This window comes from Flavobacterium sp. KS-LB2, assembly GCF_036895565.1.
In the GTDB taxonomy this organism is placed as follows: Bacteria; Bacteroidota; Bacteroidia; order Flavobacteriales; family Flavobacteriaceae; genus Flavobacterium.
The window spans coordinates 688,699-710,702 of sequence record NZ_CP145904.1 but is presented as its reverse complement, the minus strand read 5'-3'; the positions used below and the strand labels follow the sequence as shown (position 1 = coordinate 710,702).

Here is a 22,004-nt window from a genome sequence, read left to right as displayed (position 1 = left end):
AAACTTTTTTTATTCTTCTAAACGAATATCTAATCCAAGACCTTTCAATTCATGCATCAATACATTGAATGATTCTGGTAATCCTGGTTCTGGCATAGATTCACCTTTTACGATTGCTTCGTAAGTTTTAGCTCTACCAATAACATCATCAGACTTCACAGTCAAGATTTCTCTAAGAGTACTTGATGCTCCATAAGCTTCAAGCGCCCAAACCTCCATCTCTCCAAAACGTTGACCTCCAAATTGAGCTTTACCTCCAAGTGGTTGTTGAGTAATCAACGAGTATGGACCTATAGAACGTGCGTGCATTTTATCATCAACCATATGTCCAAGTTTCAACATGTAGATAACTCCTACTGTTGCCGCTTGATGGAAACGTTCTCCTGTACCACCATCATATAAATGTGTATGTCCAAAACGTGGTATTCCAGCTTCATCAGTCAATTCATTGATTTGATCCAAAGTTGCTCCGTCAAAAATTGGTGTAGCAAATTTTCTACCCAAGTTCATTCCAGCCCAACCAAGTACCGTTTCATAAATCTGACCAATGTTCATACGTGAAGGTACACCAAGTGGGTTCAACACGATATCAACTGGCGTTCCGTCTTCAAGGAAAGGCATGTCTTCATGACGAACGATACGCGCAACAATACCTTTGTTACCGTGACGTCCTGCCATTTTATCCCCAACTTTCAACTTACGTTTTTTGGCAATATATACTTTTGCTAATTTCAAGATTCCTGCTGGCAATTCATCTCCAACAGTAATAGTGAATTTCTCTCTACGTAATGCACCTTGTAAATCGTTCAATTTAATTTTATAGTTATGAATTAAATCATTAACCATTTTATTAGTTGCATCATCAGCAACCCATTGACCTTTACTTAAGTGAGCAAAATCTTCAACTGCATAAAGCATTTTTTGTGTGTATTTTTTACCTTTTGGTAAAACTTCTTCACCCAAATCATTCATTACACCTTGAGATGTTTTTCCGTTTACGATCAAGAAAAGTTTTTCTACTAATTTGTCTTTTAATTCAACAAATTTAACTTCAAACTCCATTTCAAGTGCTCCTAAAGCATCTTTATCTTGAGTACGTTTACGTTTATCTTTTACTGCTCTTGCGAACAATTTTTTGTCTAAAACAACACCATGTAAAGAAGGAGACGCTTTTAATGAAGCATCTTTTACATCACCTGCTTTATCCCCGAAGATTGCGCGAAGCAATTTCTCTTCCGGAGTAGGATCTGATTCCCCTTTTGGAGTAATTTTTCCGATCAAAATGTCACCAGGTTTAACCTCGGCTCCAATTCTAATCATACCATTTTCATCTAAATCTTTAGTAGCTTCTTCAGAAACGTTAGGTATATCGTTCGTTAATTCTTCGTTACCTAATTTAGTATCCCTAACTTCTAATGAATAATCATCAACGTGAATAGAGGTAAAAATATCGTCACGAACAACTTTTTCAGAAATTACAATCGCATCCTCGAAGTTGTATCCTTTCCATGGCATAAATGCAACTTTTAGGTTACGACCTAAAGCTAATTCACCATTTTGAGTCGCATATCCTTCAGATAATACTTGTCCAGGAACCACTCTATCCCCTTTTCTTACGATAGGTTTAAGGTTGATACTTGTACCTTGATTGGTTTTTCTAAATTTAATTAGATTGTATGTTTTTTCATCAGGCTCAAAACTTACCATTCTTTCTTCTTCAGAACGGTCGTATTTGATAGTGATGATATTTGCATCTACATATTCTATAACTCCGTCTCCCTCAGCATTAATCAATACTCTAGAATCAGAAGCTACTTGACGCTCTAAACCAGTTCCAACGATTGGAGCTTCAGGACGAATTAATGGTACGGCCTGACGCATCATGTTAGATCCCATCAAGGCTCTATTCGCATCATCATGTTCCAAGAATGGAATCAAAGAAGCTGAGATAGAAGCAATTTGATTTGGAGCAACATCCGTGTAATCTACTTTTGTTGGTTCAATTACTGGGAAATCACCTTCTTGACGTGCAATTACGTCTTCGGCAGTAATTTTTCCAGTTGCATCCATTTGAATGTTAGCTTGCGCAATTAACATTCCTTCTTCTTCTTCAGCACTTAAGTAAACTGGTGTAGCATTTAAATCTACAACTCCATTAGTTACTTTACGGTACGGTGTTTCAATGAAACCCATTCCGTTTACTTTCGCATAAACACCAAGAGATGAAATCAATCCAATGTTTGGTCCCTCAGGAGTTTCAATTGGACAAAGTCTTCCGTAGTGTGTATAGTGAACGTCACGTACCTCAAAACCTGCTCTTTCTCTCGAAAGTCCACCTGGTCCTAGTGCAGATAATCTTCTCTTGTGCGTAATCTCGGCAAGTGGATTCGTTTGATCCATAAACTGAGACAACTGGTTTGTACCAAAGAAAGAGTTGATAACCGATGATAATGTTTTAGCATTGATCAAATCGATTGGTGTAAACACCTCGTTATCTCTAACGTTCATTCTCTCACGAATGGTTCTAGCCATACGCGCTAAACCAACACCGAATTGTTGAGACAATTGTTCTCCAACTGTTCTTACACGACGGTTTGATAAGTGATCAATATCATCAATCTCTGCTTTAGAGTTAATCAATTCAATCAAATATTTCACAATAGTTATAATATCTTCTTTGGTCAAGACTTGCTTTTCCATTGGAGTATCTAACCCTAATTTTTTATTTATTCTATATCGACCTACTTCACCTAAGTTGTAACGTTGATCAGAGAAGAATAATTTATCAATAATACCACGAGCCGTTTCTTCATCAGGCGGTTCAGCGTTACGTAATTGTCTGTAGATATGTTCAACAGCCTCTTTTTCAGAGTTTGTTGGATCTTTTTGAAGCGTATTATGAATGATGGCATAATCTCCTTGATTAGCATCTTCTTTATGCAACAAAATAGATTTAACGTTAGAATCAATGATTTCTTCCACATTATCTTTGTCGATAATAGTATCTCTATCAAGGATTATTTCGTTACGTTCGATAGAAACAACTTCACCAGTGTCTTCATCTACGAAATCTTCATGCCAGGTATTCAATACACGAGCAGCTAATTTTCTACCGATATATTTTTTAAGTCCTGTTTTAGACACTTTAATTTCCTCTGCAAGATCAAAAATTTCAAGGATATCCTTATCTCTTTCAAAACCAATTGCACGGAATAAAGTAGTTACAGGTAATTTCTTCTTCCTGTCGATATAAGCATACATTACGCTGTTTATATCTGTAGAGAATTCTATCCAAGAACCTTTAAAAGGAATTACTCTGGCAGAATACAATTTTGTACCATTTGCATGGAATGATTGACCAAAGAAAACACCAGGAGATCTATGTAATTGAGAAACAACTACACGCTCAGCACCATTAATAACAAAGGTACCACTTGGTGTCATATAAGGAATTGTACCAAGATAAACATCTTGAACAATAGTTTCAAAATCTTCATGTTCTGGATCTGTACAATATAGTTTTAACCTTGCTTTTAAAGGCACACTATAGGTAAGACCTCTTTCTATACATTCTTGAATTGTATAACGTGGAGGATCTACAAAATAATCAAGGAACTCTAATACAAAGTTATTTCTTGTATCAGTAATTGGGAAGTTTTCCATGAAGGTATTGTAAAGTCCTTCATCACCTCTTTCGTCAGATTTAGTTTCTAATTGAAAAAAATCTTTAAACGATTTAACCTGAACATCTAGAAAATCTGGATAGTCAGGAATATTTTTTGTGGAGGCAAAATTCAATCTTTCAGTCTGATTTGTTAGCATCAATGAACAAAATTTTGATTAAAAAAGTAATTTTTTTGTGTAAATAATAATTTATTTACATTTAAATTTTACAACCATTACATCTTTAAAAACCAATTTAAGATAACTACTTTCTTATTATCTGTTAATTTTTTTTCCTCGTAATGGGTAAAACGAATGTATTAAAAAGGCTAAAATGCAAGTATACAAGGTAGACTTTTGTTATACGAAAAATGGTTTAGGTCATTGGGTGACTAAACCCAAGACCTAAACCTTATTTTTTAAACTGAGTTTAACTATTTAAGCTCAACAACAGCTCCAGCTTCTTCTAAAGATTTTTTAAGCCCTTCAGCTTCTTCTTTAGAAACACCTTCTTTAACATTACTTGGTGCGCTGTCAACTACATCTTTAGCTTCTTTCAAACCTAAACCTGTAAGTTCTTTAACTAATTTTACAACTGCTAATTTAGAAGCACCAGCTTCTTTCAATACAACTGTAAATTCTGTTTGAACTTCTTCAGCAGCAGCTTCACCACCACCTGAAACTACTACAGCTGCAGCAGCTGGTTCGATTCCGTACTCATCTTTTAATATTGTTGCTAATTCGTTAACTTCTTTTACTGTAAGGTTAACTAATTGTTCTGCGAATTGTTTCAAATCTGCCATTTTTTCTATCGTTTTAAAATGATTTGTAAAAATATAATTTATTTATTGTGCGCGTTTTTTAAATGAAATTAGAGTAAAACTCTATTTTCATTATGCTTCCACTTCTTCTGTAACCTCTTCGTCTTTTGCGAATTGGTTTTGAAGAGCAGAAATAACTCTTTGTGCTGGAGCTTGTAACAATCCAATAAGTTCGCCAATAAGCTCTTCTTTAGATTTAATAGTTGCTAATGCATCTAATTGATCGTCTCCAATATAAACTTCAGCATTAATATAAGCTCCCTTTAATACAGGTTTAGCTGATTTTTTTCTGAAATCTTTTATTATTTTCCCAGGTGCATTTGCAACATCTGAAATAAATATAGCGCTATTACCTGTCAATACAGATGGTAAATCACCATAATCGTTATCAGAAGCTTCCATTGCTTTAGCAAGCAATGTGTTCTTTACAACCTCTAATTTAATACCTGCTTTAAAACAAGCTCTTCTCAAGCTTGAAGTAGTCTCTGCATTAAGTCCTGAAATATCAGATATGTAAATGATATTTGTACCAGCTAACTGTGCAGTTAATTCTTCAATCGCGATTGATTTTTCTTCTCTAGTCATACTAAAAATTATTAACTACCAATTATACTGCTTTTGGATCCAATGCAATTGCAGGACTCATAGTGCTTGTAAGGTGAATACCTTTAATATAGGTACCTTTAGCAGCAGTTGGTTTAAGTTTGATTAATGTTTGAATAATTTCGTGTGCATTGTCATAAATTTGTTCAGCTCCAAAAGAAACTTTACCAATTCCTGCATGTACGATACCAGTTTTATCAACTTTGAAATCGATTTTACCAGCTTTAACTTCTTGAACAGCTTTTGCAACATCCATAGTTACAGTACCTGTTTTAGGATTTGGCATTAAACCTCTAGGTCCTAAAATACGACCTAATGGACCTAATTTACCCATAACAGCAGGCATAGTGATGATCACATCAACATCCGTCCAACCGTCTTTGATTTTTTGAAGGTAATCGTCAAGACCTACATAGTCTGCACCAGCTGCTAAAGCTTCCGCTTCTTTATCTGGAGTAACTAATGCCAATACTTTAACATCTTTACCAGTTCCATGAGGTAATGTTACCACACCTCTTACCATTTGATTCGCTTTTCTTGGATCTACACCCAATCGAACTGCGATATCAACAGACTCATCAAATTTTGCAGAAGCAATTACTTTTATCAATGCAGCTGCATCTTTTAAAGAGTATAATTTGTTCTTTTCAATTTTTGAAGCAGCCTCTTTTTGCTTTTTTGTCAATTTTGCCATGTCTTTCTCTTAATTAAAAAGGAGAATCTCCTGATACAGTTATACCCATAGATCTAGCTGTTCCAGCAATCATGCTCATAGCAGATTCGATTGTGAATGCATTTAAATCTACCATTTTATCTTCAGCAATTGCCTTGATAACATCCCAAGTAACGCTAGCTACTTTTTTACGATTTGGTTCACCAGATCCTGACTTTAGCTTTGCAGCTTCCAATAACTGGACTGCCGCTGGAGGAGTTTTTACAACAAAATCGAATGATTTGTCTTTATACACAGTAATTTGTACTGGGCATATTTTGCCGGGTTTATCTTGAGTTCTAGCATTAAATTGCTTACAGAATTCCATGATGTTTACCCCAGCAGCTCCTAAAGCAGGTCCAACCGGTGGCGACGGGTTCGCAGCACCTCCCTTAACTTGTAGTTTAACTACCTTACTAATTTCTTTAGCCATTTTTAAAAAATTTAACACTGTTACCAATGGAAGCGGCAACAATGATTATTATAGATGTAACAAAAATTATACTTTTTCAACTTGCATAAAACTCAACTCTAAAGGTGTTTTTCTTCCGAAAATTTTCACCATTACTTCAAGTTTACGCTTTTCTTCATTAATTTTTTCAACTGTTCCGTTGAATCCATTAAACGGACCATCAACAACCTTAATAGTTTCTCCAATGTTAAATGGAATAGAACGGGTATCTGTATTAACAGCCAACTCATCCACTTTACCTAACATTCTGTTTACTTCAGAAATTCTCAATGGAACAGGCTCTCCACCTTTGATTTCACCTAAAAAACCAATAACACTCGTTATAGACTTAATAATATGAGGTATCTCTCCAATAAGATTAGCTTCAATCATAACATAACCAGGAAAATAAACTTTGTCTTTGATTATTTTTTTTCCCTCTTTTACAGTAACCACTTTTTCAGTAGGCACTAAAACTTGCGAAACATAATCTCCCATTCCTAGTCGCGCGATTTCAGTTTCAATATAAGCTTTCACTTTATTTTCTTGACCGCTTACCGCTCTAACGACATACCACTTCTTAATATTATTATCTGCCATAACAAAAAAATTATGCTTTTATCCAGTTAAAAAATCCAGCCAAAGCTTTTGCGAAAATTTCATCCACTCCCCAAGTTGCCAAAGCGAATAATACTGAAAAAACAGCAACAACAATCGTTAGACGTTGCACCTCAGCCCAAGCTGGCCAAGTCACATTTGACTTTAATTCCTCAAATGCTTCTGATATGTAATTAACAACTTTTGTCATTATGATTTATTTTTTGCACGGGCGGAGGGATTCGAACCCCCATCAACGGTTTTGGAGACCGCTATTCTACCCTTGAACTACGCCCGTAGAATAAAAAGTAGTGTCATCGTTAAACGACACTACTTTTTGAATTTATTTTAGTAGATTATCCTACAATTTCAGTTACTTGTCCAGCACCTACAGTTCTACCACCTTCACGGATAGCGAAACGTAAACCAACGCTCATTGCGATTGGGCTTAACAAAGACACATTGATAGTTAAGTTATCTCCTGGCATTACCATCTCTACCCCTTCTGGTAAAGTAATAACTCCTGTTACGTCAGTTGTACGTACGTAAAACTGTGGACGGTAGTTATTATGGAATGGAGTATGACGACCACCTTCTTCTTTTTTCAAGATATAAACCTCAGCTTTAAAAGTAGCGTGTGGCTTAACTGAACCTGGTTTAATGATAACCATTCCTCTTTTGATAGATTCTTTATCAACACCACGCAACAACAAACCTACGTTATCTCCTGCTTCACCTCTATCAAGGATCTTACGGAACATCTCAACTCCAGTAATAGTAGAAGTTAATTTTTCAGCTCCCATACCAATGATTTCAACAGCATCTCCTGTATTAGCAATACCAGTTTCGATACGACCTGTAGCAACAGTTCCACGACCAGTAATTGTAAATACATCCTCAACTGGCATCAAGAAAGGCTTTTCAGTATCTCTAATTGGCTCCTCGATCCAAGCATCAACAGCTTCCATCAATTCAATAATTTTTGGTACCCAAGCTGGATCATTATTTAATCCTCCAAGAGCAGACCCTTGAACAACTGGACAATTATCTCCATCATATTCGTAGAAAGACAATAAGTCTCTAATTTCCATTTCAACAAGTTCTAACAACTCAGCATCATCAACCATATCCACTTTGTTCATGAATACTACCATTCTAGGAATACCAACTTGGCGACCTAAAAGGATGTGCTCACGTGTTTGTGGCATTGGCCCATCAGTTGCAGCTACAACAAGGATAGCACCGTCCATTTGAGCAGCACCTGTAACCATGTTTTTTACGTAATCCGCGTGACCAGGACAGTCAACGTGTGCGTAGTGACGGTTAGCAGTTTCATACTCAACGTGTGATGTATTAATTGTAATACCTCTTTCTTTTTCTTCAGGAGCATTATCAATTTGATCAAATGATTTTGCTTGACAGTAACCAGCATCAGATAACACTTTTGTGATTGCTGCTGTTAAAGTAGTTTTACCGTGATCTACGTGTCCGATCGTACCAATATTTAAGTGTGGTTTCGAACGGTTAAAGGTTTCTTTTGCCATTTTACTTAATTTTTAATCTAGTTTATATATTTATTTCAATTTCCTTCTTACTTGAGCCAACTACGGGAATTGAACCCGTGACCTCTTCCTTACCAAGGAAGCACTCTACCTCTGAGCTAAGTCGGCAGATCCCTTGATCAAAGAGCTTAGATTCCTAACTTTAAACTTTTCAATCTAAAAATTCGCAATCCAAAAACTAATTCTTGTGGGGAGAGCAGGATTCGAACCTGCGAAGTTCACACAGCAGATTTACAGTCTGCCCTCGTTGGCCGCTTGAGTATCTCCCCAACTTTCTCTATCGTCAAACCTTTACAGTCTTGAGCCGGCGGAGGGACTCGAACCCACGACCTGCTGATTACAAATCAGCTGCTCTAGCCAACTGAGCTACGCTGGCGAATCAATAAAAAAAGTCCGCTATTTCTAACGGACTGCAAATGTAGAGATTTTATCTCTCAATCAAAACATTTTTTAAAAAAAATTCATATTAAATGTGCGAACTTATTTTTTCTTTCCTTTTAACCAACATTCTTTCTAAGGATTCTGCTGAAAGCTCAACTGCTTCTTCAAAAGTTTTACATTGCTTTTTTACCAAAAAATCATCACCCGGGACATTGATTTTTACCTCGGCAATTTTATTCTCCTTGTCACTTGTCTTTTCAACCTTTAAAAAAACATCTGCGGATACCACCTTATCGTAATACTTCTCCAACTTGTCCATTCTAACTTGAACAAAATCTACTAGCTTTTTGTCAACAGTAAAGTTAACTGCATGAACACTTACCTTCATAATCATTTTTTTTAATAGTTAAACATTTCTCAGAATCACTTTCGTCCCCGTGGATGCGCTTCTTTATATACACTTTTTAGCTCCGATAAACTACTATGTGTGTATATTTGAGTCGATGCCAAACTAGAATGACCCAAAAGCTCCTTGACTGAATTTAAATCCGCTCCATTATTTAACAAATGCGTCGCAAAAGTATGTCTCAATATATGGGGGCTTTTTTTTACTTTTTCAGAGACAGCACTAAAGTAAGAATTTATTAATCGATACACAAAGGAATCATTTAATTTTAACCCTTTTTTTGTGAGAAATAAATAATCCCAATCCTCAATAAATAATAAGCTCGCGCGCTCTTTCAAGTAGAACAGAAACTGTTGTTTTATTACAGGCAGAATAGGAAGAATTCGCTCCTTATTGCGCTTACCCAACACCTTTACTGTACTATTAGACAAATCGACATTCGCTATTTTCAAACCTATCAACTCCGCCCTCCGTATTCCTGTAGTATAAAACAAATCAATAATGAGCTTGTTTCTAATTCCCTCAAAATCTCCAGCACTTTGCACCATACCCAAAACATCTACAACCTCCTTTTCAGAGAAAGGAATCTGCAACAACTTTTGAGTCTTTAAGGCTTTGTGTTTTAGTAACGGACTTATTTGTATTTGCTTGGTTTTTAATAGAAATTTATAAAAGGCTTTTAAAGACGCCATTTTTCTATTAACCGAAGTATTTGACACACCCGCATCTACGAGAGACACAATCCAACTTCTAATTTGATTGTAATTGACTTGCTCTGCGTTTGATTGGTCGAAGTGCGCAGCATTGAATAATTCAAAAGATGTAATGTCATTACAATACGCCGTAACAGTGTGTACGGAATACTTTTTCTCCAACTGTAGATAATCCCGAAATGCATCTTTATTTGTAGCCATAAAAAAACCGTTAGCATCAAAGTTATAAAACTTTTAATGACTAACGGTATTTTATTCTAATAGATATTGACTAACTCTCTAAGTTATCTCTCATATTTTGGATATAAGCCGCTTTTTGAATTTTGATTCTATTTGTCACTGAAGGCTTAATAAAAGCAGTACGTGCTCTTAATTGACGAACAGTTCCTGTTTTATCAAATTTTCTTTTGTAACGTTTTAACGCTCTATCGATATTTTCTCCGTCTTTAATTGGTATAATTAACATAATATAGACACCCCCTTTCTTTAAGTGTGCAAAAGTAGTCATTATTTTGACTTACAAGCTATAAATTGTCATTTTATTTTGGTGTGCCGTCAAATGCAGTATTCCTTGAACAGTGACCCTTTCTTTTGCCGTCAGGCTATTCGTTGCAATCTTTTATTCCGCAAGGCTTCATAAAAGGATTTCCACTGCTATCCTTCACACAAAAAAGAGCCAACATTCAGTTGACCCTTCTATTGCTCTTTATAAAAATAAGCGTTGATTTAAATTTAAATAACTACATAGACTTTCCGAGCTTTATAATCTAAAGGAAGAAAAAAATCAGTATGATCTATTAAATTTAGTCATAACATTATTTCACTGCTGGCTCATAATTTTGTTGATCAATAATCATTTTTCCTAAGATCTCTTTCAGTATTTCTGATGTACCTCCGCCTATTGGTCCTAAACGACTGTCTCTTGACAAACGCGCTAATGGATATTCTTCCATGTAACCATATCCACCTAACATTTGCAGACAACTGTATATCGTTTCATCAGCAACTTTGGTAGATTTTAATTTAGCCATAGTTGCTTCCTTAACTACATATTCCCCTTTGTCTAGTCGCGCAACAGCAGCATAATTAAACACTTTACAATGCTCCACATCAGTGGCATGCTCGACAATAGTATGTCTCAATGCCTGAAACTTGCTAATTTTTTTTCCAAAAGCCTCACGTTGCGACATGTACTCAATAGTGTAATCAATTGCATACTCGGCCCTTGCATGAGCATTAATAGCCATAATTAAACGCTCCAAAGCAAAATGTTGCATAATGTAAGGAAATCCTTTTCCGGCTTCGCCCATCAAATTTTCTACAGGGATTTCTACATTATCAAATGCTATTTCTGCGGTGTCAGAAGCTCGCCAACCTAATTTATCTAATTTGTTCGCAGTAATACCTTTCAAGTTGCTATCCATCAAAAAGATACTAATCCCTTTATTTCCTAGTTCAGGATTTGTTTTTGCCGCTACAATATAATAGTCCGCATAGACACCGTTTGTAATAAAGGTTTTCGAACCATTAATGACATACTTATCCCCTTTTAGTACTGCATTAGTTCGCATACCCGCTACATCACTACCTCCAAAAGGTTCTGAAATACACAATGCACCTATTTTCTCACCTGCAATACTTGGAGCTAAATAATCTTGTTTAATACGCTCGTTCCCTTCGGCATTCAAATGAGTCATCGCTAAATACGAATGTGCCCACATAGCAGCAGCAAAACCTGACGATTTAATTTTTTGAAGTTCTTCTAGAAAAATAACGGTATAAAACAAATCTAAATTCAATCCGCCATACACCTCAGGATACGCTATACCAAAATAGCCCATTTCCCCAAATTTTTTCCAAATAAAACGTTCTATTGTACCTGTTTTTTCCCATTTTTCAATATGCGGCACAACTTCTTTATGTAAAAAATCTTTTAAACTTTCTCTAAATGATTGGTGTTCTTCTGTAAAATAAATTGAATTCATATAACTAGTATTTTTTTAACAAATTGAATAAGTTGAAACAAAAGCGACAGCCTTATATTTCAGAATTTGATTTTTAAGAGTTTGATAATAAAGTCTGATGCATCAAAAAAAACAAACAATACAAAAAAGTCATTTTTTATATAAAAATCAAACAATTTCAAAGTCGCAAATTAGTGACTTCTAATTAAAGTCCAAATATAAGCCAATTATTTTTGCTTTATCAACAGGAAACCCCTTAATTTTTGTTAAATCCTCAACATTATTAATTTTTCCCTTCATACTTCTATAGGTCACGATTTCTTTTGCTAAAGCATATCTGAAATAATAAAACTGAGTAAGTTCTTTTAAAGAAGCGTTATTAACGTCCAGTTTCTTAAAACTCGGAAGTACAGAGATTTTAAAATGAGTATTTAAATTCTCAATTACTTCAGGTGATAATCCCCAAACATCTTTCATTTGTTCCATCGAAACAAATCCCCCCAAATTTTCTTTTTGTTTTAATATCCGCAAAGAAATTGCCTCGCCTATTCCGTAAATTTTTATCAAATCCTCCTTGGATGCTTGATTAATATCAATTAAAATGATTTTTTCTTTTTTGGCGAAAGCCTGATTTGTGTATTTTTTAAACTCTTTAGATTCTTTCTTATTATTTACCCATTCTGGAAATTTAAAATTTGGAGCTATTGCATTTAATAATGAATCCGAAATTTTCGTTACGTTTTGAAACTCTTTAGGCGAATTCACATATTTATTTTCTTTTCGAAAAGCCAAAAGCCGATCAATTTCTACAACTGACATACCCAATTTGTACCCTTTATAATCCGTTATAAAATTAGGATTAAAACGATAAGATTTGGACAACATTTTACCTTCGTTTACTTTCATAGAATCAACCTGAGACTGCAGAGAAAGCCATTTTTGCTTATCAGGATACTTTTTTGCATCAAAGCCAAAGTCCGCAAAAAAATAAATCATTTGTAAAAGAATTATAATTCCGAATAAAACGAAAATACCCGCACGTTGCCCGCGAGTAAAATAAAAATAAGTTCGTACTAATTTGAAATTCATTTATGATATGGAATTATTTAGAGCAATAATTAAAGATTTCTAAATTTAGAAATTAAATCAAGACTTATTACTTTCTATGAAAAAAATTGCAAGAAATAAACGCATTTTAAAAACAAAGCAACAATGAGCATAGCTGTATACAAAAAAGTTTTTTTAAGTCTAAACTCCAAATAAAGACAATTAAATTACTTTTTTATAACTTAAAATTCAATTAATGTTTTTATTTTTTATAAAAAACTATACATTTGGAGCTTAATAACAAACAAAACCATATAACCCATGTCAATTTGGAAAACTAAACCACTGTCGGTATTGCTAAATGAAGCATCAGAATCCGAAAAAGGATTAAAAAGGACTTTGTCTTCACGTTCATTAGTAGCACTTGGAGTTGGAGCAATTATTGGAGCAGGATTATTCTCATTAACTGGTATTGCAGCTGCAGAACATGCTGGACCAGCAGTTACACTATCCTTTATTTTAGCCGCCGTAGGATGTGCTTTCGCAGGACTTTGCTACGCTGAGTTCGCATCAATGATTCCCGTAGCTGGTAGTGCTTATACGTACTCCTACGCCACTATGGGAGAATTTATGGCTTGGATTATCGGTTGGGATTTAGTACTTGAATACGCATTAGGAGCTGCTACAGTAGGGGTGAGTTGGTCGCGCTATTTACTCGAATTATTAAATAAATACGGGATACACCTTCCGCATGATTTAATCTGTTCACCCTGGGAAACTTTAAAATTAAGTGACGGAACAATCATTGAGGGTGGAATTATAAACCTTCCTGCTATATTCATTGTATCGCTACTTTCTTTATTATTAATAAGAGGAACTAAGGAATCTGCATCTATAAATAACTTCTTAGTTATAGTAAAAGTAATCGTAGTTATTATGTTTATTGTTTTAGGATGGAGTTTTATTGATACTGCAAATTACACTCCTTACATTCCTCAAAACACAGGAGTTTTTGGTGAGTTTGGATGGTCAGGAATTGCCGCTGGAGCTGGAACTGTATTTTTTGCTTTCATTGGTTTTGATGCTGTTTCTACAGCAGCCCAAGAAGCAAAAAATCCTCAAAAGGGAATGCCAATTGGTATTTTAGGATCTCTTATAATTTGTACTATTTTATATGTTTTATTTGCACATGTAATGACTGGTCTTGTTCCTTATAATGAATTTGCAGGAGATGCGAAACCAGCAGCAACCGCATTTGCAAGAACCGGATATACATTTTTACAAACAGGTTTAATTGTAGCAATTCTAGCAGGTTATACTTCAGTAATGCTTGTGATGTTGATGGGACAAAGTCGTGTTTTCTATACCATGAGTAAAGATGGTTTATTACCTTCTTTCTTTAGTGATATTCACGCAAAATTCAGAACACCTTGGAAAACAAATCTTTTCTTTATGGTATTCGTAAGTCTTTTTGCAGGTTTTGTACCCGTAAGTGATTTAGGACACATGGTGAGCATTGGAACATTATTAGCTTTCGTTTTAGTATGTATCGGAGTTTTAGTAATGCGTAAAAAAATGCCAGATGCTCCAAGATCTTTCCGTACGCCTTTAGTACCATTTGTGCCAATTGCAGGAATTCTAATTTGTTTAGCGTTGATGTATTCATTACCAAATGAAAGCTGGGCGAGACTTGTTATTTGGATGGCATTAGGAGTAGCTATTTACTTTGTATACGGAAAGAAAAATAGCAAACTAAACAATCCAGACAAATAAAATTTTATATAAATTATAAAAGGGATTATAAAGTATTTGAAATACTTTATAATCCCTTTTTCTATTTAATGAATCTTACAAATCAAAAACCGAGGTCCGCTTAGCACGAATTAAATCCTTCAAACGAATCCAAAAAGCCAACGTGAGGTAAACCGCAAACCATAATCCTACTGTGACAAAAGATAAATAGATAAAAAACAATCGCACACTACTGGCACGCATTCCTAAAGTATCAGCTAAACGAGAGGAAACATGAAAACCATGTTTCTCAAAAAAAAATTTAAGTCTAATTACTACTGACATTTTATGAGTTATGAATTATCAACAAAATTACAAAAATATATAATTGATTCATTTTGTATTTCCTGAATTATTTTTTCATTAATTCCGCACCAATAACGCACTCTAAACACTTACTTTTATTACAATACTCATTCTTGAGTTGCAACAAAGATTGTGTTTCGAAAGCAGTTTTTGATTGTATTCCAAAAGAAGTGAATTTATCTATAATGGCATTTTTTTCTGCAGTAACTTCATTTAAGAAGCTAATTAAATCCTCCGAAATTTCTTTTCCCTGACTTTTTGCAAAAGCAAATTGAATTGGAATTATAGTATTTATAACAATTAAATCAATAAAGGATTTAGAAAGCATTTTCTTTTTTTTCGGACTTTCTTTATCAAATAGATAATGATTTAACCAATATTCCGAAGCACTAATTTGAAATAATTCGTACGTGCTTTTTAATGAATCTAGACTACATAATTTAGAAAATAAATTATGCTGACTATGATATAAATTAGCTAATTGTGAGAGTCGTATCGTTGGAAAATTATCAGGTCGGTGCTTGAAAAACTGTACTGGTTTGAAACAATTTTTCTCTATTTGATATTTATGCAATAAGTAAAAATATCTAAATTTTAAATCCTTGAAATAGGCATCTTCCTTATCAGAATCCAATAACCCCGCAGTACCAAAAATCAAAGCTTCCAAGTTTTCGACTTCAAAACTTTCCTTTCTAATTATTGAAAAAGGAAAAGACTGCACCATTTCATAAAAAATTTCTCCATTTGTATTTAAACCAAAATTCTTAGCTAACAAACAGAATAAAACTGCTTCCCAATCTTGATTAGTTTGCTCTAATAAATTAAATATAGGCTGCGATTTTCTTTCTAAACGTTCAAAAAACAAACGCTCTTGCCAGTTTTGCAATGCAAACACATCAACTTCTTTTAGTTGTTTTTCACAAAAAATCCATGATTTTGGCGTCATTAAAGACTGATAGTTTTCTAGAGTTTCTTTTTCTACGTATTTTTTTAATTCTAAAACAGGAATTTCGGAATTATCAATTCTAAAAACGGCAACATCATGCTCCCAAACCACATGTAAAATGACGTTTTCATAACCTACATCTTTTTCATGATGATGTATGTACCAATCCGAAGATTTAATATGAATTTCAACATTACCAGCCCATTTCTGAGCACCAATAATTACCTGAGCATTAAAAAAGTCAGGCCCTGCTAGTTCCAAATATTGACCTATATTGACAATTGTGACTTCCTCGTTGTTGACTGTTCTTAAATTTAGAACATCAAATTTCTTAAACTTCCAGAGGTAATGCAGAAAATCTTCTTTCATTTTTTTCAGATAAAAAGTATATACTTGGAGACAAGAGACTTCTAAAATAAGAAAAAAAACAAAATGAAAGAAATTTATTTCAACATATATAATTTGGCGCAAGCCCGGGCATCAGATAAAGCTTCATGATGATTTAGTGCAATATTCATTTCTCGGCAACAATCACTCAATTTGGTTGGTTTAAGCCCTTTGGCTTTATATATTTTCACAGTGCATTCCCAACGGGAAGCAATATTCAAATCAGCATAATCCAATCCGTAAAGTGCCATTGACTTGGCAAGTACATTTCGGTCAAAACTTTCATTATGAGCCACAACTATTCTATTTTTAAGACGTTTTTGTATTTCAGGATATACCTGTGCAAATGATTTTGCATTTACCGTATCACGTGGGTATATCCCATGAACTTGAATTGTAAAAGGCGAATATAGATTGTTTGGTGGCTTTATTAAACTAACAAACTCATCGACAATTATCCCGTTTTCTACGGTAACAATACCAACGGAACACGGATGGAAAGCGGTTGCAGTTTCAAAATCTATGGCAGTAAAGGTCATATTATAGTTTGTTATAAATATAAAAAACCACAAATTTAACGAAATAAACTCGTCAAATTCATGGCTTTAAAAACTTTACTATTTTGAATTATAAAATTTTATTTTATCGATCCAATAATATCATATTTGGTAATAATATGATGACTTCCATTCTCTAATTCGATTAAAACTGCTTCATTTTCTTTGGTAAATAAACGAGAAACTTCTTCTATTGGTGTACCAAATTTTACTATTGGAAATGGTTTGCCCATAACTTCTTTTATAGGCTTGTCAGCTACATCCTTATCGGCTACGTAACTTTGAAATAAATCACTTTCATCTACAGAACCTACAAAACCTGTAACATCAATCACTGGAATCTGAGAGATTTTGTATTTACGCATTCTTTCTATAGCGTGAGAAACTAATTCTTCTGTACGCACCACAATCAATGGTTTATCAATATGATCTTTGATTACATCTTCGGCTTTAGTGATTTCTTCGTCTAGAAATCCACGTTCACGCATCCAGTCATCATTGAACATTTTACCAACATAACGACTTCCTGAATCATGAAAAAGAACTACAACGACATCTTCTGGTTTAAAATGATCTTTAAGTTGCAATAATCCTTTAATTGCTGCACCTGCTGAATTCCCTACAAATATTCCTTCTTCCAACGCAATTTTACGAGTGTAAACTGCTGCATCTTTATCCGTTACTTTTGTAAATCCATCAATCAATGAAAAATCAACATTTTTTGGAAGAATATCTTCTCCAATACCTTCTGTTATATAGGAATAAATTTCATTTTCATCAAAAATTCCAGTTTCGTGGTATTTTTTAAACACAGAACCATAAGTATCTATTCCCCAAATTTTGATGTTTGGATTCTTCTCTTTCAAATATTTAGCTACACCGGAAATTGTCCCTCCTGTTCCTACTCCTACTACAAAATGAGTGATTTTACCTTCTGTCTGTTTCCAAATTTCAGGTCCCGTTTGTTCGTAATGAGCAATCGCATTTGAAGGATTATCGTATTGATTTACATACCAAGAATTAGGTGTTTCATCTGCTAATCTCTTGGAAACAGAATAATACGAACGTGGATCAGTTGGCTCCACATCAGTCGGACAAACCACAACTTTTGCACCTACTGCACGAAGAATATCCATCTTTTCTTTGGACTGTTTATCTGATATCACACAAATTAACTTGTAACCTTTTATGATGGCTACTAATGCTAATCCCATTCCTGTATTGCCGGAAGTACCTTCAATAATAGTTCCTCCTGGTTTTAACCTTCCATCTGCCTCAGCATCTTCAATCATTTTTACTGCCATTCTATCCTTTACAGAATTTCCGGGATTGAAGGTTTCTACCTTAGCAAGTACCAAAGCATCTACATCTGCAGTTACTTTATTCAATTTTACTAATGGCGTATTTCCTATTGTGCCTAATATGTTTTCTGCGTAGCGCATTTTATTATGATTTTAAGATTGTGATTTGTTATAAATATTAATGCAAAGATAGTATTTTGTTATAAAATATTCTTCGTTACGGGATTTTGCGTTCGTGATAAAAGCGGCATCCTTTCCTTGCTTTCTTTAAGCAAGGAAAGATAAAGCGAATAGCGCGATAAAACGCCCAAAAAAAAGATTTGAAAATTTGAAATTTTAAAGAGCTATTAATTGAAGAAGTTCCAAATCAAACCAAATCGAATCGTAAAGTCACGCGATGGATTATTGGGTGAAGAATAAAAATTATTACCCGTTAGAGAGGAATTAAAATGCTCCGCCTTGAAATAAATCCGTGTTCTTTGAATTTTTGCATTTATAAAAAAATCAAAATTTGGATGGTTTCCAATTTGTTTCTCGTTTTGTACAAAAAACTCGCCAATAACTGGATTATAATCATTTGCATAGTACTTGGAAAAATAATTCAGCACTATTCCAGTTTGTAAAAACAAAGCACGTTTAAACAAATAATTGGAGTAATAGAACGTATTTCTTGTAACAATTTCTGGAACATTTAAAACTGCATCTTGCTGATCTACTTTTTGATATAAAATGGTGTTATCTAAAGCAAAATTACCAAAGGTTAATTCTCTACTAACTTTTACAGATAGGTAATTTATTGTACCATCATATTGCGAGGGAGCTACAATTTGTGTTTTGGCGCTTGTTTGTGCAAGGGTTGATACATTATTGAAATATAAATGGTCATTTAAAACTGAAAACTGCACTTCTGCATCAAACCACGGAGTTATAGCATTTGCACTAATTGAATTTATTTTTTCGTTCTTAAAATCATTAGACCAGTTGTACTGAACGTAACTACTTTGATATAGATTGTAATTACTGTTTGGCAATTTATTTATATTCTGATATTTAAAAGAGAATTGTGTGTTATCATTTAGAGCATAATCTAATTTAGCATCTAGATTTGATAATGATTGGGCCGTAACCGATCTTGAATATAAAAATGTACCATTCCATTTGTTTTTTCTGTACTCATATTGACCACCTACACTATTAATTTCTTGACTGAATGCACTCGGTATTACCTTTTGATTATCAAAAATCAATATTTGGTCATAGTAATAATTTGATCTAAAATCATCTGCAAAAAACTGAAATTTACCTAAAGTAGTATTTTCATAAACCAGTCCAACTCTATTATACATTTTGTTATAACGAGTCTGATCATTAATTCCACTACTTTTAAATGATTCTCCAAATCGATCTACAACAGTGCCTCCCACTGTTGATGGAACAGTAGCTTGTTTGTATTCGAAGAATTTATTTTCATAATTGAACTGATGGGTTAGATACAAGTTATTAGCACCTTTATCTGAATTAATCCTGAAATTATGATCCAGAAAAATTCTTTTCCCTTTTAAAAACGATTTAGCGTCATTAAAATAGACTTCAAATCGTTGTCGGTTATTATAGTTTGGGTCTTCGCTTTCAAAATTTTCAATGGTTGTAATACCGCCATTTTCTTCATTTAGAATATCTTGAAAGGTATAATGCGCCTTCGCAAAATAACGCTTGTTTTTAGTGTTATAATTGGTAGTAAATCTAAAATTACCGGTACTAGACAATTGGTTGAGATATTCCCCTTCGGAACGTAAACCTTTGTATGCAATAGAAAAATTAAGATTTTCAGAAGTATTCAAGGTTATAAATGCATCTACAGATTGTCCTTTTCTCACAGTGGTTTTAAAATACAATTCGGTTACTGGTGTAGCAACTGAACTATATCTTATTTGGTTAGCTTCTAAAAAATTGAAATGTTTTGCTTTAAAACCAAATTCTGGATACGGTGAAAAATCAGTCAAACTATACTGCAAGGTGTTGTAGGTTTGTCCATCATTTGCAAAAGGCAAAAGCCCAAAAATATCTTTTCGCAAATAATTGTGGCTGTATTCTTTTTGGATTGTTAAAGAAGTATCGATGTAAGTAGTGTCATTATCGATTGTTATAAAACGGTACATATCTATGGTAGCGGTTTTAACACTGCCCTTTTTTATGGAATCAGAACTATTGTATTTGCTACTAAAATCGAAATTTTTACTGTTTTTAACTTGAGAAAAAAAAGTTGTTGGAATTACTAAAAAAAGAAAAAAAAAGAGAATTCTCATTTGCAGGAATATATAATTAAGCAATTATTTTAAATCTTATACACGAACAAAGGTAAATCATTAACAGTTATGAATAAAAAAGAAATACATTATGAAATCAAATAATTAAATTTATTTATATATCCACCTGCTATAAAACAAATACAAGATTAAATTAAGACTATTTTCAAGATGCTGTACACAAGTATTTTGATTTATTTATTGCGAAAAAGCTTGTAACTATAATTTACTTGAATTAAGTTTTTTCATAATGCACAGAAAATATTATAATGGGACAGCCATTCACTATAAATTGTTTATTGTTGTTTTGTTTTTTTTTTGAACATAAAAAATATTACTATTTAATTTACTATCGGCTATCATAAAGACTTATTTTAATAATCTTTTTTTACATACAATCTTCACTAGAGTTAGTAAAAATCTATTTTAGCTGTCCATATATACATTATCATCTACCAAAAAGGTTATATTAAATATATGAATTGATATAAAAAAGGAACCTTCAATTTCTAAAAAAGTAAAATTGAATTAATTAAGAATTAGAGTTGATACATCTTCTATTTAAAAAACACCTTCTTTCACGAAAAAAAGCCTTTTTTATTTTGTTTAATTCTCAATTTTATAACAATAGAATCAATGATACAAAAAAAAAAATTGCAAAAAAAAGAGTGTTTTGTTAGTTACAAAACACTCTCTTAATTATTCTTTGATAACTTTTTTACGGATTAATTTCAAAATTAGTTACTTCTGTACATCCATAAGCTCCAGTACCTGACGCATGCTTAATAATAGAACAGTCTAATTTATAACTTCCTTCGTAAGCTCCATCATTTTGTCCATCACAATAAACATCTTCCATTATAAGAGAATATTTACCGTTTGGTAAATTAATATTATGAGTATACACTTTTCCTCTACTAGCTGTAGATGCTGCAGGTCCATATGTTCCTGGAGGTATAGACGCCACAACTGTTCCTGCTGCGTTTACTATTTTCCAAGAGGTTTCTTCTGCGTAAGCATCTGTTGTTACAGTTAGTACAACATTATTACAAACAACTTTTTTATTATAATTTATAGTTGCCACATTGTTAAAAGCAGAACCTCCAACAGGTGCTACTAACTTTACAAGCAATGAATATGCAACACCATCTAATAACGAGTTAGTATTTAAACTAACATCTAAAGTTCCTTCATAAGATCCAGCCGGAATATTTGCAGTACCGATTGAATAAGAAACAGCTGCACCAGTTGACTTATCATCCGCAACTGCTTGAAAAGTTCTATCTGAATTAGAAATAGTGGTAACGCTTACTGGGATAGTAACTTTTGTCCCTGCAGGGGGAACAGTAATATTATAACTTCTTGTAGAAAATTGGATGCCTTCTTGGCCATTTACATTATCAAATACTACACTTTCGCTTTCACAACCTGCAATTACCCCCATAAAAAGGGCAATTGCGGTTATTTTTAATAAATATTTTTTCATAATA

20 protein-coding genes and 4 tRNA genes are annotated in these 22,004 nt (G+C 33.6%); 1 reads left to right on the top strand and 23 read right to left on the bottom strand.

Annotated features, from left to right (window positions below; all coding sequences use genetic code 11):
• Positions 1-9 precede the first annotated feature (9 nt).
• From rpoB to V5J73_RS03060, 17 genes are all read right to left on the bottom strand, one after another.
• Positions 10-3,822, bottom strand: coding sequence for a DNA-directed RNA polymerase subunit beta (gene rpoB, locus V5J73_RS03140; RefSeq protein WP_338647553.1), 3,813 nt, complete (start codon positions 3,820-3,822; stop codon positions 10-12).
• Between the two features lie 275 nt (positions 3,823-4,097).
• On the bottom strand, positions 4,098-4,466 hold the full coding sequence (gene rplL / locus V5J73_RS03135; protein ID WP_035670434.1) for a 50S ribosomal protein L7/L12: 369 nt from the start codon (positions 4,464-4,466) through the stop codon (positions 4,098-4,100).
• A 90-nt stretch (positions 4,467-4,556) separates the two neighbouring features.
• Positions 4,557-5,069: a 50S ribosomal protein L10 gene (gene rplJ / locus V5J73_RS03130; protein ID WP_338647552.1), complete on the bottom strand. Its 513-nt coding sequence runs from the start codon at positions 5,067-5,069 to the stop codon at positions 4,557-4,559.
• A 22-nt stretch (positions 5,070-5,091) separates the two neighbouring features.
• Complete coding sequence (gene rplA / locus V5J73_RS03125; protein WP_039111376.1) at positions 5,092-5,781, bottom strand: 50S ribosomal protein L1; 690 nt, start codon at positions 5,779-5,781, stop codon at positions 5,092-5,094.
• Between the two features lie 13 nt (positions 5,782-5,794).
• Positions 5,795-6,232 (bottom strand): 50S ribosomal protein L11, encoded by a 438-nt coding sequence (gene rplK / locus V5J73_RS03120; RefSeq protein WP_035639405.1) that lies wholly within the window; start codon positions 6,230-6,232, stop codon positions 5,795-5,797.
• A gap of 66 nt (positions 6,233-6,298) precedes the next feature.
• Positions 6,299-6,850 carry a transcription termination/antitermination protein NusG gene (nusG, locus tag V5J73_RS03115; RefSeq protein ID WP_126455879.1) on the bottom strand — a complete coding sequence of 184 codons (552 nt, stop codon included), beginning with the start codon at positions 6,848-6,850 and terminating at the stop codon, positions 6,299-6,301.
• 10 nt (positions 6,851-6,860) lie between these two features.
• The gene (secE, locus tag V5J73_RS03110) at positions 6,861-7,058 is read right to left on the bottom strand and encodes a preprotein translocase subunit SecE (protein WP_039109059.1); all 198 of its coding nucleotides are present in this window, start codon (positions 7,056-7,058) and stop codon (positions 6,861-6,863) included.
• A gap of 16 nt (positions 7,059-7,074) precedes the next feature.
• A tRNA-Trp gene (locus tag V5J73_RS03105) sits at positions 7,075-7,145 on the bottom strand.
• A 58-nt stretch (positions 7,146-7,203) separates the two neighbouring features.
• Entirely contained in the window at positions 7,204-8,391 is a 1,188-nt protein-coding gene (gene tuf / locus V5J73_RS03100; protein ID WP_338647550.1) for an elongation factor Tu, read from the bottom strand.
• 54 nt (positions 8,392-8,445) lie between these two features.
• Positions 8,446-8,517, bottom strand: a tRNA-Thr gene (locus tag V5J73_RS03095).
• Between the two features lie 80 nt (positions 8,518-8,597).
• Positions 8,598-8,678: transfer RNA gene (locus tag V5J73_RS03090), tRNA-Tyr, on the bottom strand.
• Between the two features lie 33 nt (positions 8,679-8,711).
• Positions 8,712-8,785, bottom strand: a tRNA-Thr gene (locus V5J73_RS03085).
• 90 nt (positions 8,786-8,875) lie between these two features.
• Positions 8,876-9,178: a ribosome hibernation-promoting factor, HPF/YfiA family gene (hpf, locus tag V5J73_RS03080; protein ID WP_338647549.1), complete on the bottom strand. Its 303-nt coding sequence runs from the start codon at positions 9,176-9,178 to the stop codon at positions 8,876-8,878.
• Between the two features lie 35 nt (positions 9,179-9,213).
• Complete coding sequence (locus V5J73_RS03075) at positions 9,214-10,110, bottom strand: tyrosine-type recombinase/integrase (RefSeq protein WP_338647548.1); 897 nt, start codon at positions 10,108-10,110, stop codon at positions 9,214-9,216.
• Between the two features lie 70 nt (positions 10,111-10,180).
• A complete protein-coding gene (gene rpsU / locus V5J73_RS03070; protein ID WP_035670421.1) occupies positions 10,181-10,375 on the bottom strand; it encodes a 30S ribosomal protein S21 in 195 nt (64 codons plus the stop codon).
• A gap of 349 nt (positions 10,376-10,724) precedes the next feature.
• On the bottom strand, positions 10,725-11,894 hold the full coding sequence (locus V5J73_RS03065; RefSeq protein WP_338647547.1) for an acyl-CoA dehydrogenase family protein: 1,170 nt from the start codon (positions 11,892-11,894) through the stop codon (positions 10,725-10,727).
• Positions 11,895-12,074: 180 nt separating this feature from the next.
• Positions 12,075-12,962, bottom strand: coding sequence for a ComEA family DNA-binding protein (locus V5J73_RS03060; RefSeq protein WP_338647545.1), 888 nt, complete (start codon positions 12,960-12,962; stop codon positions 12,075-12,077).
• A 279-nt stretch (positions 12,963-13,241) separates the two neighbouring features.
• Between V5J73_RS03060 and V5J73_RS03055 the strand changes: the two genes are divergently transcribed.
• Entirely contained in the window at positions 13,242-14,693 is a 1,452-nt protein-coding gene (locus V5J73_RS03055; RefSeq protein ID WP_338647543.1) for an amino acid permease, read from the top strand.
• A gap of 75 nt (positions 14,694-14,768) precedes the next feature.
• Here the strand turns inward: V5J73_RS03055 and V5J73_RS03050 are convergent, their stop codons facing one another.
• From V5J73_RS03050 to V5J73_RS03025, 6 genes are all read right to left on the bottom strand, one after another.
• Positions 14,769-14,996 (bottom strand): PspC domain-containing protein, encoded by a 228-nt coding sequence (locus tag V5J73_RS03050; protein ID WP_282710518.1) that lies wholly within the window; start codon positions 14,994-14,996, stop codon positions 14,769-14,771.
• A 67-nt stretch (positions 14,997-15,063) separates the two neighbouring features.
• On the bottom strand, positions 15,064-16,332 hold the full coding sequence (locus V5J73_RS03045; RefSeq protein WP_338647541.1) for a DUF2851 family protein: 1,269 nt from the start codon (positions 16,330-16,332) through the stop codon (positions 15,064-15,066).
• A 74-nt stretch (positions 16,333-16,406) separates the two neighbouring features.
• Positions 16,407-16,889 carry a 3'-5' exonuclease gene (locus V5J73_RS03040; protein ID WP_338647539.1) on the bottom strand — a complete coding sequence of 161 codons (483 nt, stop codon included), beginning with the start codon at positions 16,887-16,889 and terminating at the stop codon, positions 16,407-16,409.
• Positions 16,890-16,987: 98 nt separating this feature from the next.
• Positions 16,988-18,349, bottom strand: a complete 1,362-nt coding sequence (locus V5J73_RS03035) for a pyridoxal-phosphate dependent enzyme (RefSeq protein ID WP_338647536.1) — start codon at positions 18,347-18,349, stop codon at positions 16,988-16,990.
• Positions 18,350-18,555: 206 nt separating this feature from the next.
• Positions 18,556-20,514 carry a putative porin gene (locus tag V5J73_RS03030; RefSeq protein ID WP_338647534.1) on the bottom strand — a complete coding sequence of 653 codons (1,959 nt, stop codon included), beginning with the start codon at positions 20,512-20,514 and terminating at the stop codon, positions 18,556-18,558.
• A gap of 718 nt (positions 20,515-21,232) precedes the next feature.
• Positions 21,233-22,000, bottom strand: a complete 768-nt coding sequence (locus tag V5J73_RS03025; protein ID WP_338647532.1) for a hypothetical protein — start codon at positions 21,998-22,000, stop codon at positions 21,233-21,235.
• Positions 22,001-22,004: the final 4 nt, after the last annotated feature.

Coding starts and splice junctions, on each gene's coding strand:
- hpf (WP_338647549.1), bottom strand. CDS start 9,178: ATGAAGGTAAGTGTTCATGCAGTTAACTTTACTGTTGACAAAAAGCTA.
- secE (WP_039109059.1), bottom strand. CDS start 7,058: ATGACAAAAGTTGTTAATTACATATCAGAAGCATTTGAGGAATTAAAG.
- V5J73_RS03075 (WP_338647548.1), bottom strand. CDS start 10,110: ATGGCTACAAATAAAGATGCATTTCGGGATTATCTACAGTTGGAGAAA.
- rpsU (WP_035670421.1), bottom strand. CDS start 10,375: ATGTTAATTATACCAATTAAAGACGGAGAAAATATCGATAGAGCGTTA.
- rpoB (WP_338647553.1), bottom strand. CDS start 3,822: ATGCTAACAAATCAGACTGAAAGATTGAATTTTGCCTCCACAAAAAAT.
- V5J73_RS03060 (WP_338647545.1), bottom strand. CDS start 12,962: ATGAATTTCAAATTAGTACGAACTTATTTTTATTTTACTCGCGGGCAA.
- V5J73_RS03030 (WP_338647534.1), bottom strand. CDS start 20,514: ATGAGAATTCTCTTTTTTTTTCTTTTTTTAGTAATTCCAACAACTTTT.
- V5J73_RS03045 (WP_338647541.1), bottom strand. CDS start 16,332: ATGAAAGAAGATTTTCTGCATTACCTCTGGAAGTTTAAGAAATTTGAT.
- rplA (WP_039111376.1), bottom strand. CDS start 5,781: ATGGCAAAATTGACAAAAAAGCAAAAAGAGGCTGCTTCAAAAATTGAA.
- rplL (WP_035670434.1), bottom strand. CDS start 4,466: ATGGCAGATTTGAAACAATTCGCAGAACAATTAGTTAACCTTACAGTA.
- V5J73_RS03065 (WP_338647547.1), bottom strand. CDS start 11,894: ATGAATTCAATTTATTTTACAGAAGAACACCAATCATTTAGAGAAAGT.
- V5J73_RS03050 (WP_282710518.1), bottom strand. CDS start 14,996: ATGTCAGTAGTAATTAGACTTAAATTTTTTTTTGAGAAACATGGTTTT.
- V5J73_RS03025 (WP_338647532.1), bottom strand. CDS start 22,000: ATGAAAAAATATTTATTAAAAATAACCGCAATTGCCCTTTTTATGGGG.
- rplJ (WP_338647552.1), bottom strand. CDS start 5,069: ATGACTAGAGAAGAAAAATCAATCGCGATTGAAGAATTAACTGCACAG.
- nusG (WP_126455879.1), bottom strand. CDS start 6,850: ATGGCAGATAATAATATTAAGAAGTGGTATGTCGTTAGAGCGGTAAGC.
- V5J73_RS03035 (WP_338647536.1), bottom strand. CDS start 18,349: ATGCGCTACGCAGAAAACATATTAGGCACAATAGGAAATACGCCATTA.
- V5J73_RS03040 (WP_338647539.1), bottom strand. CDS start 16,889: ATGACCTTTACTGCCATAGATTTTGAAACTGCAACCGCTTTCCATCCG.
- rplK (WP_035639405.1), bottom strand. CDS start 6,232: ATGGCTAAAGAAATTAGTAAGGTAGTTAAACTACAAGTTAAGGGAGGT.
- V5J73_RS03055 (WP_338647543.1), top strand. CDS start 13,242: ATGTCAATTTGGAAAACTAAACCACTGTCGGTATTGCTAAATGAAGCA.
- tuf (WP_338647550.1), bottom strand. CDS start 8,391: ATGGCAAAAGAAACCTTTAACCGTTCGAAACCACACTTAAATATTGGT.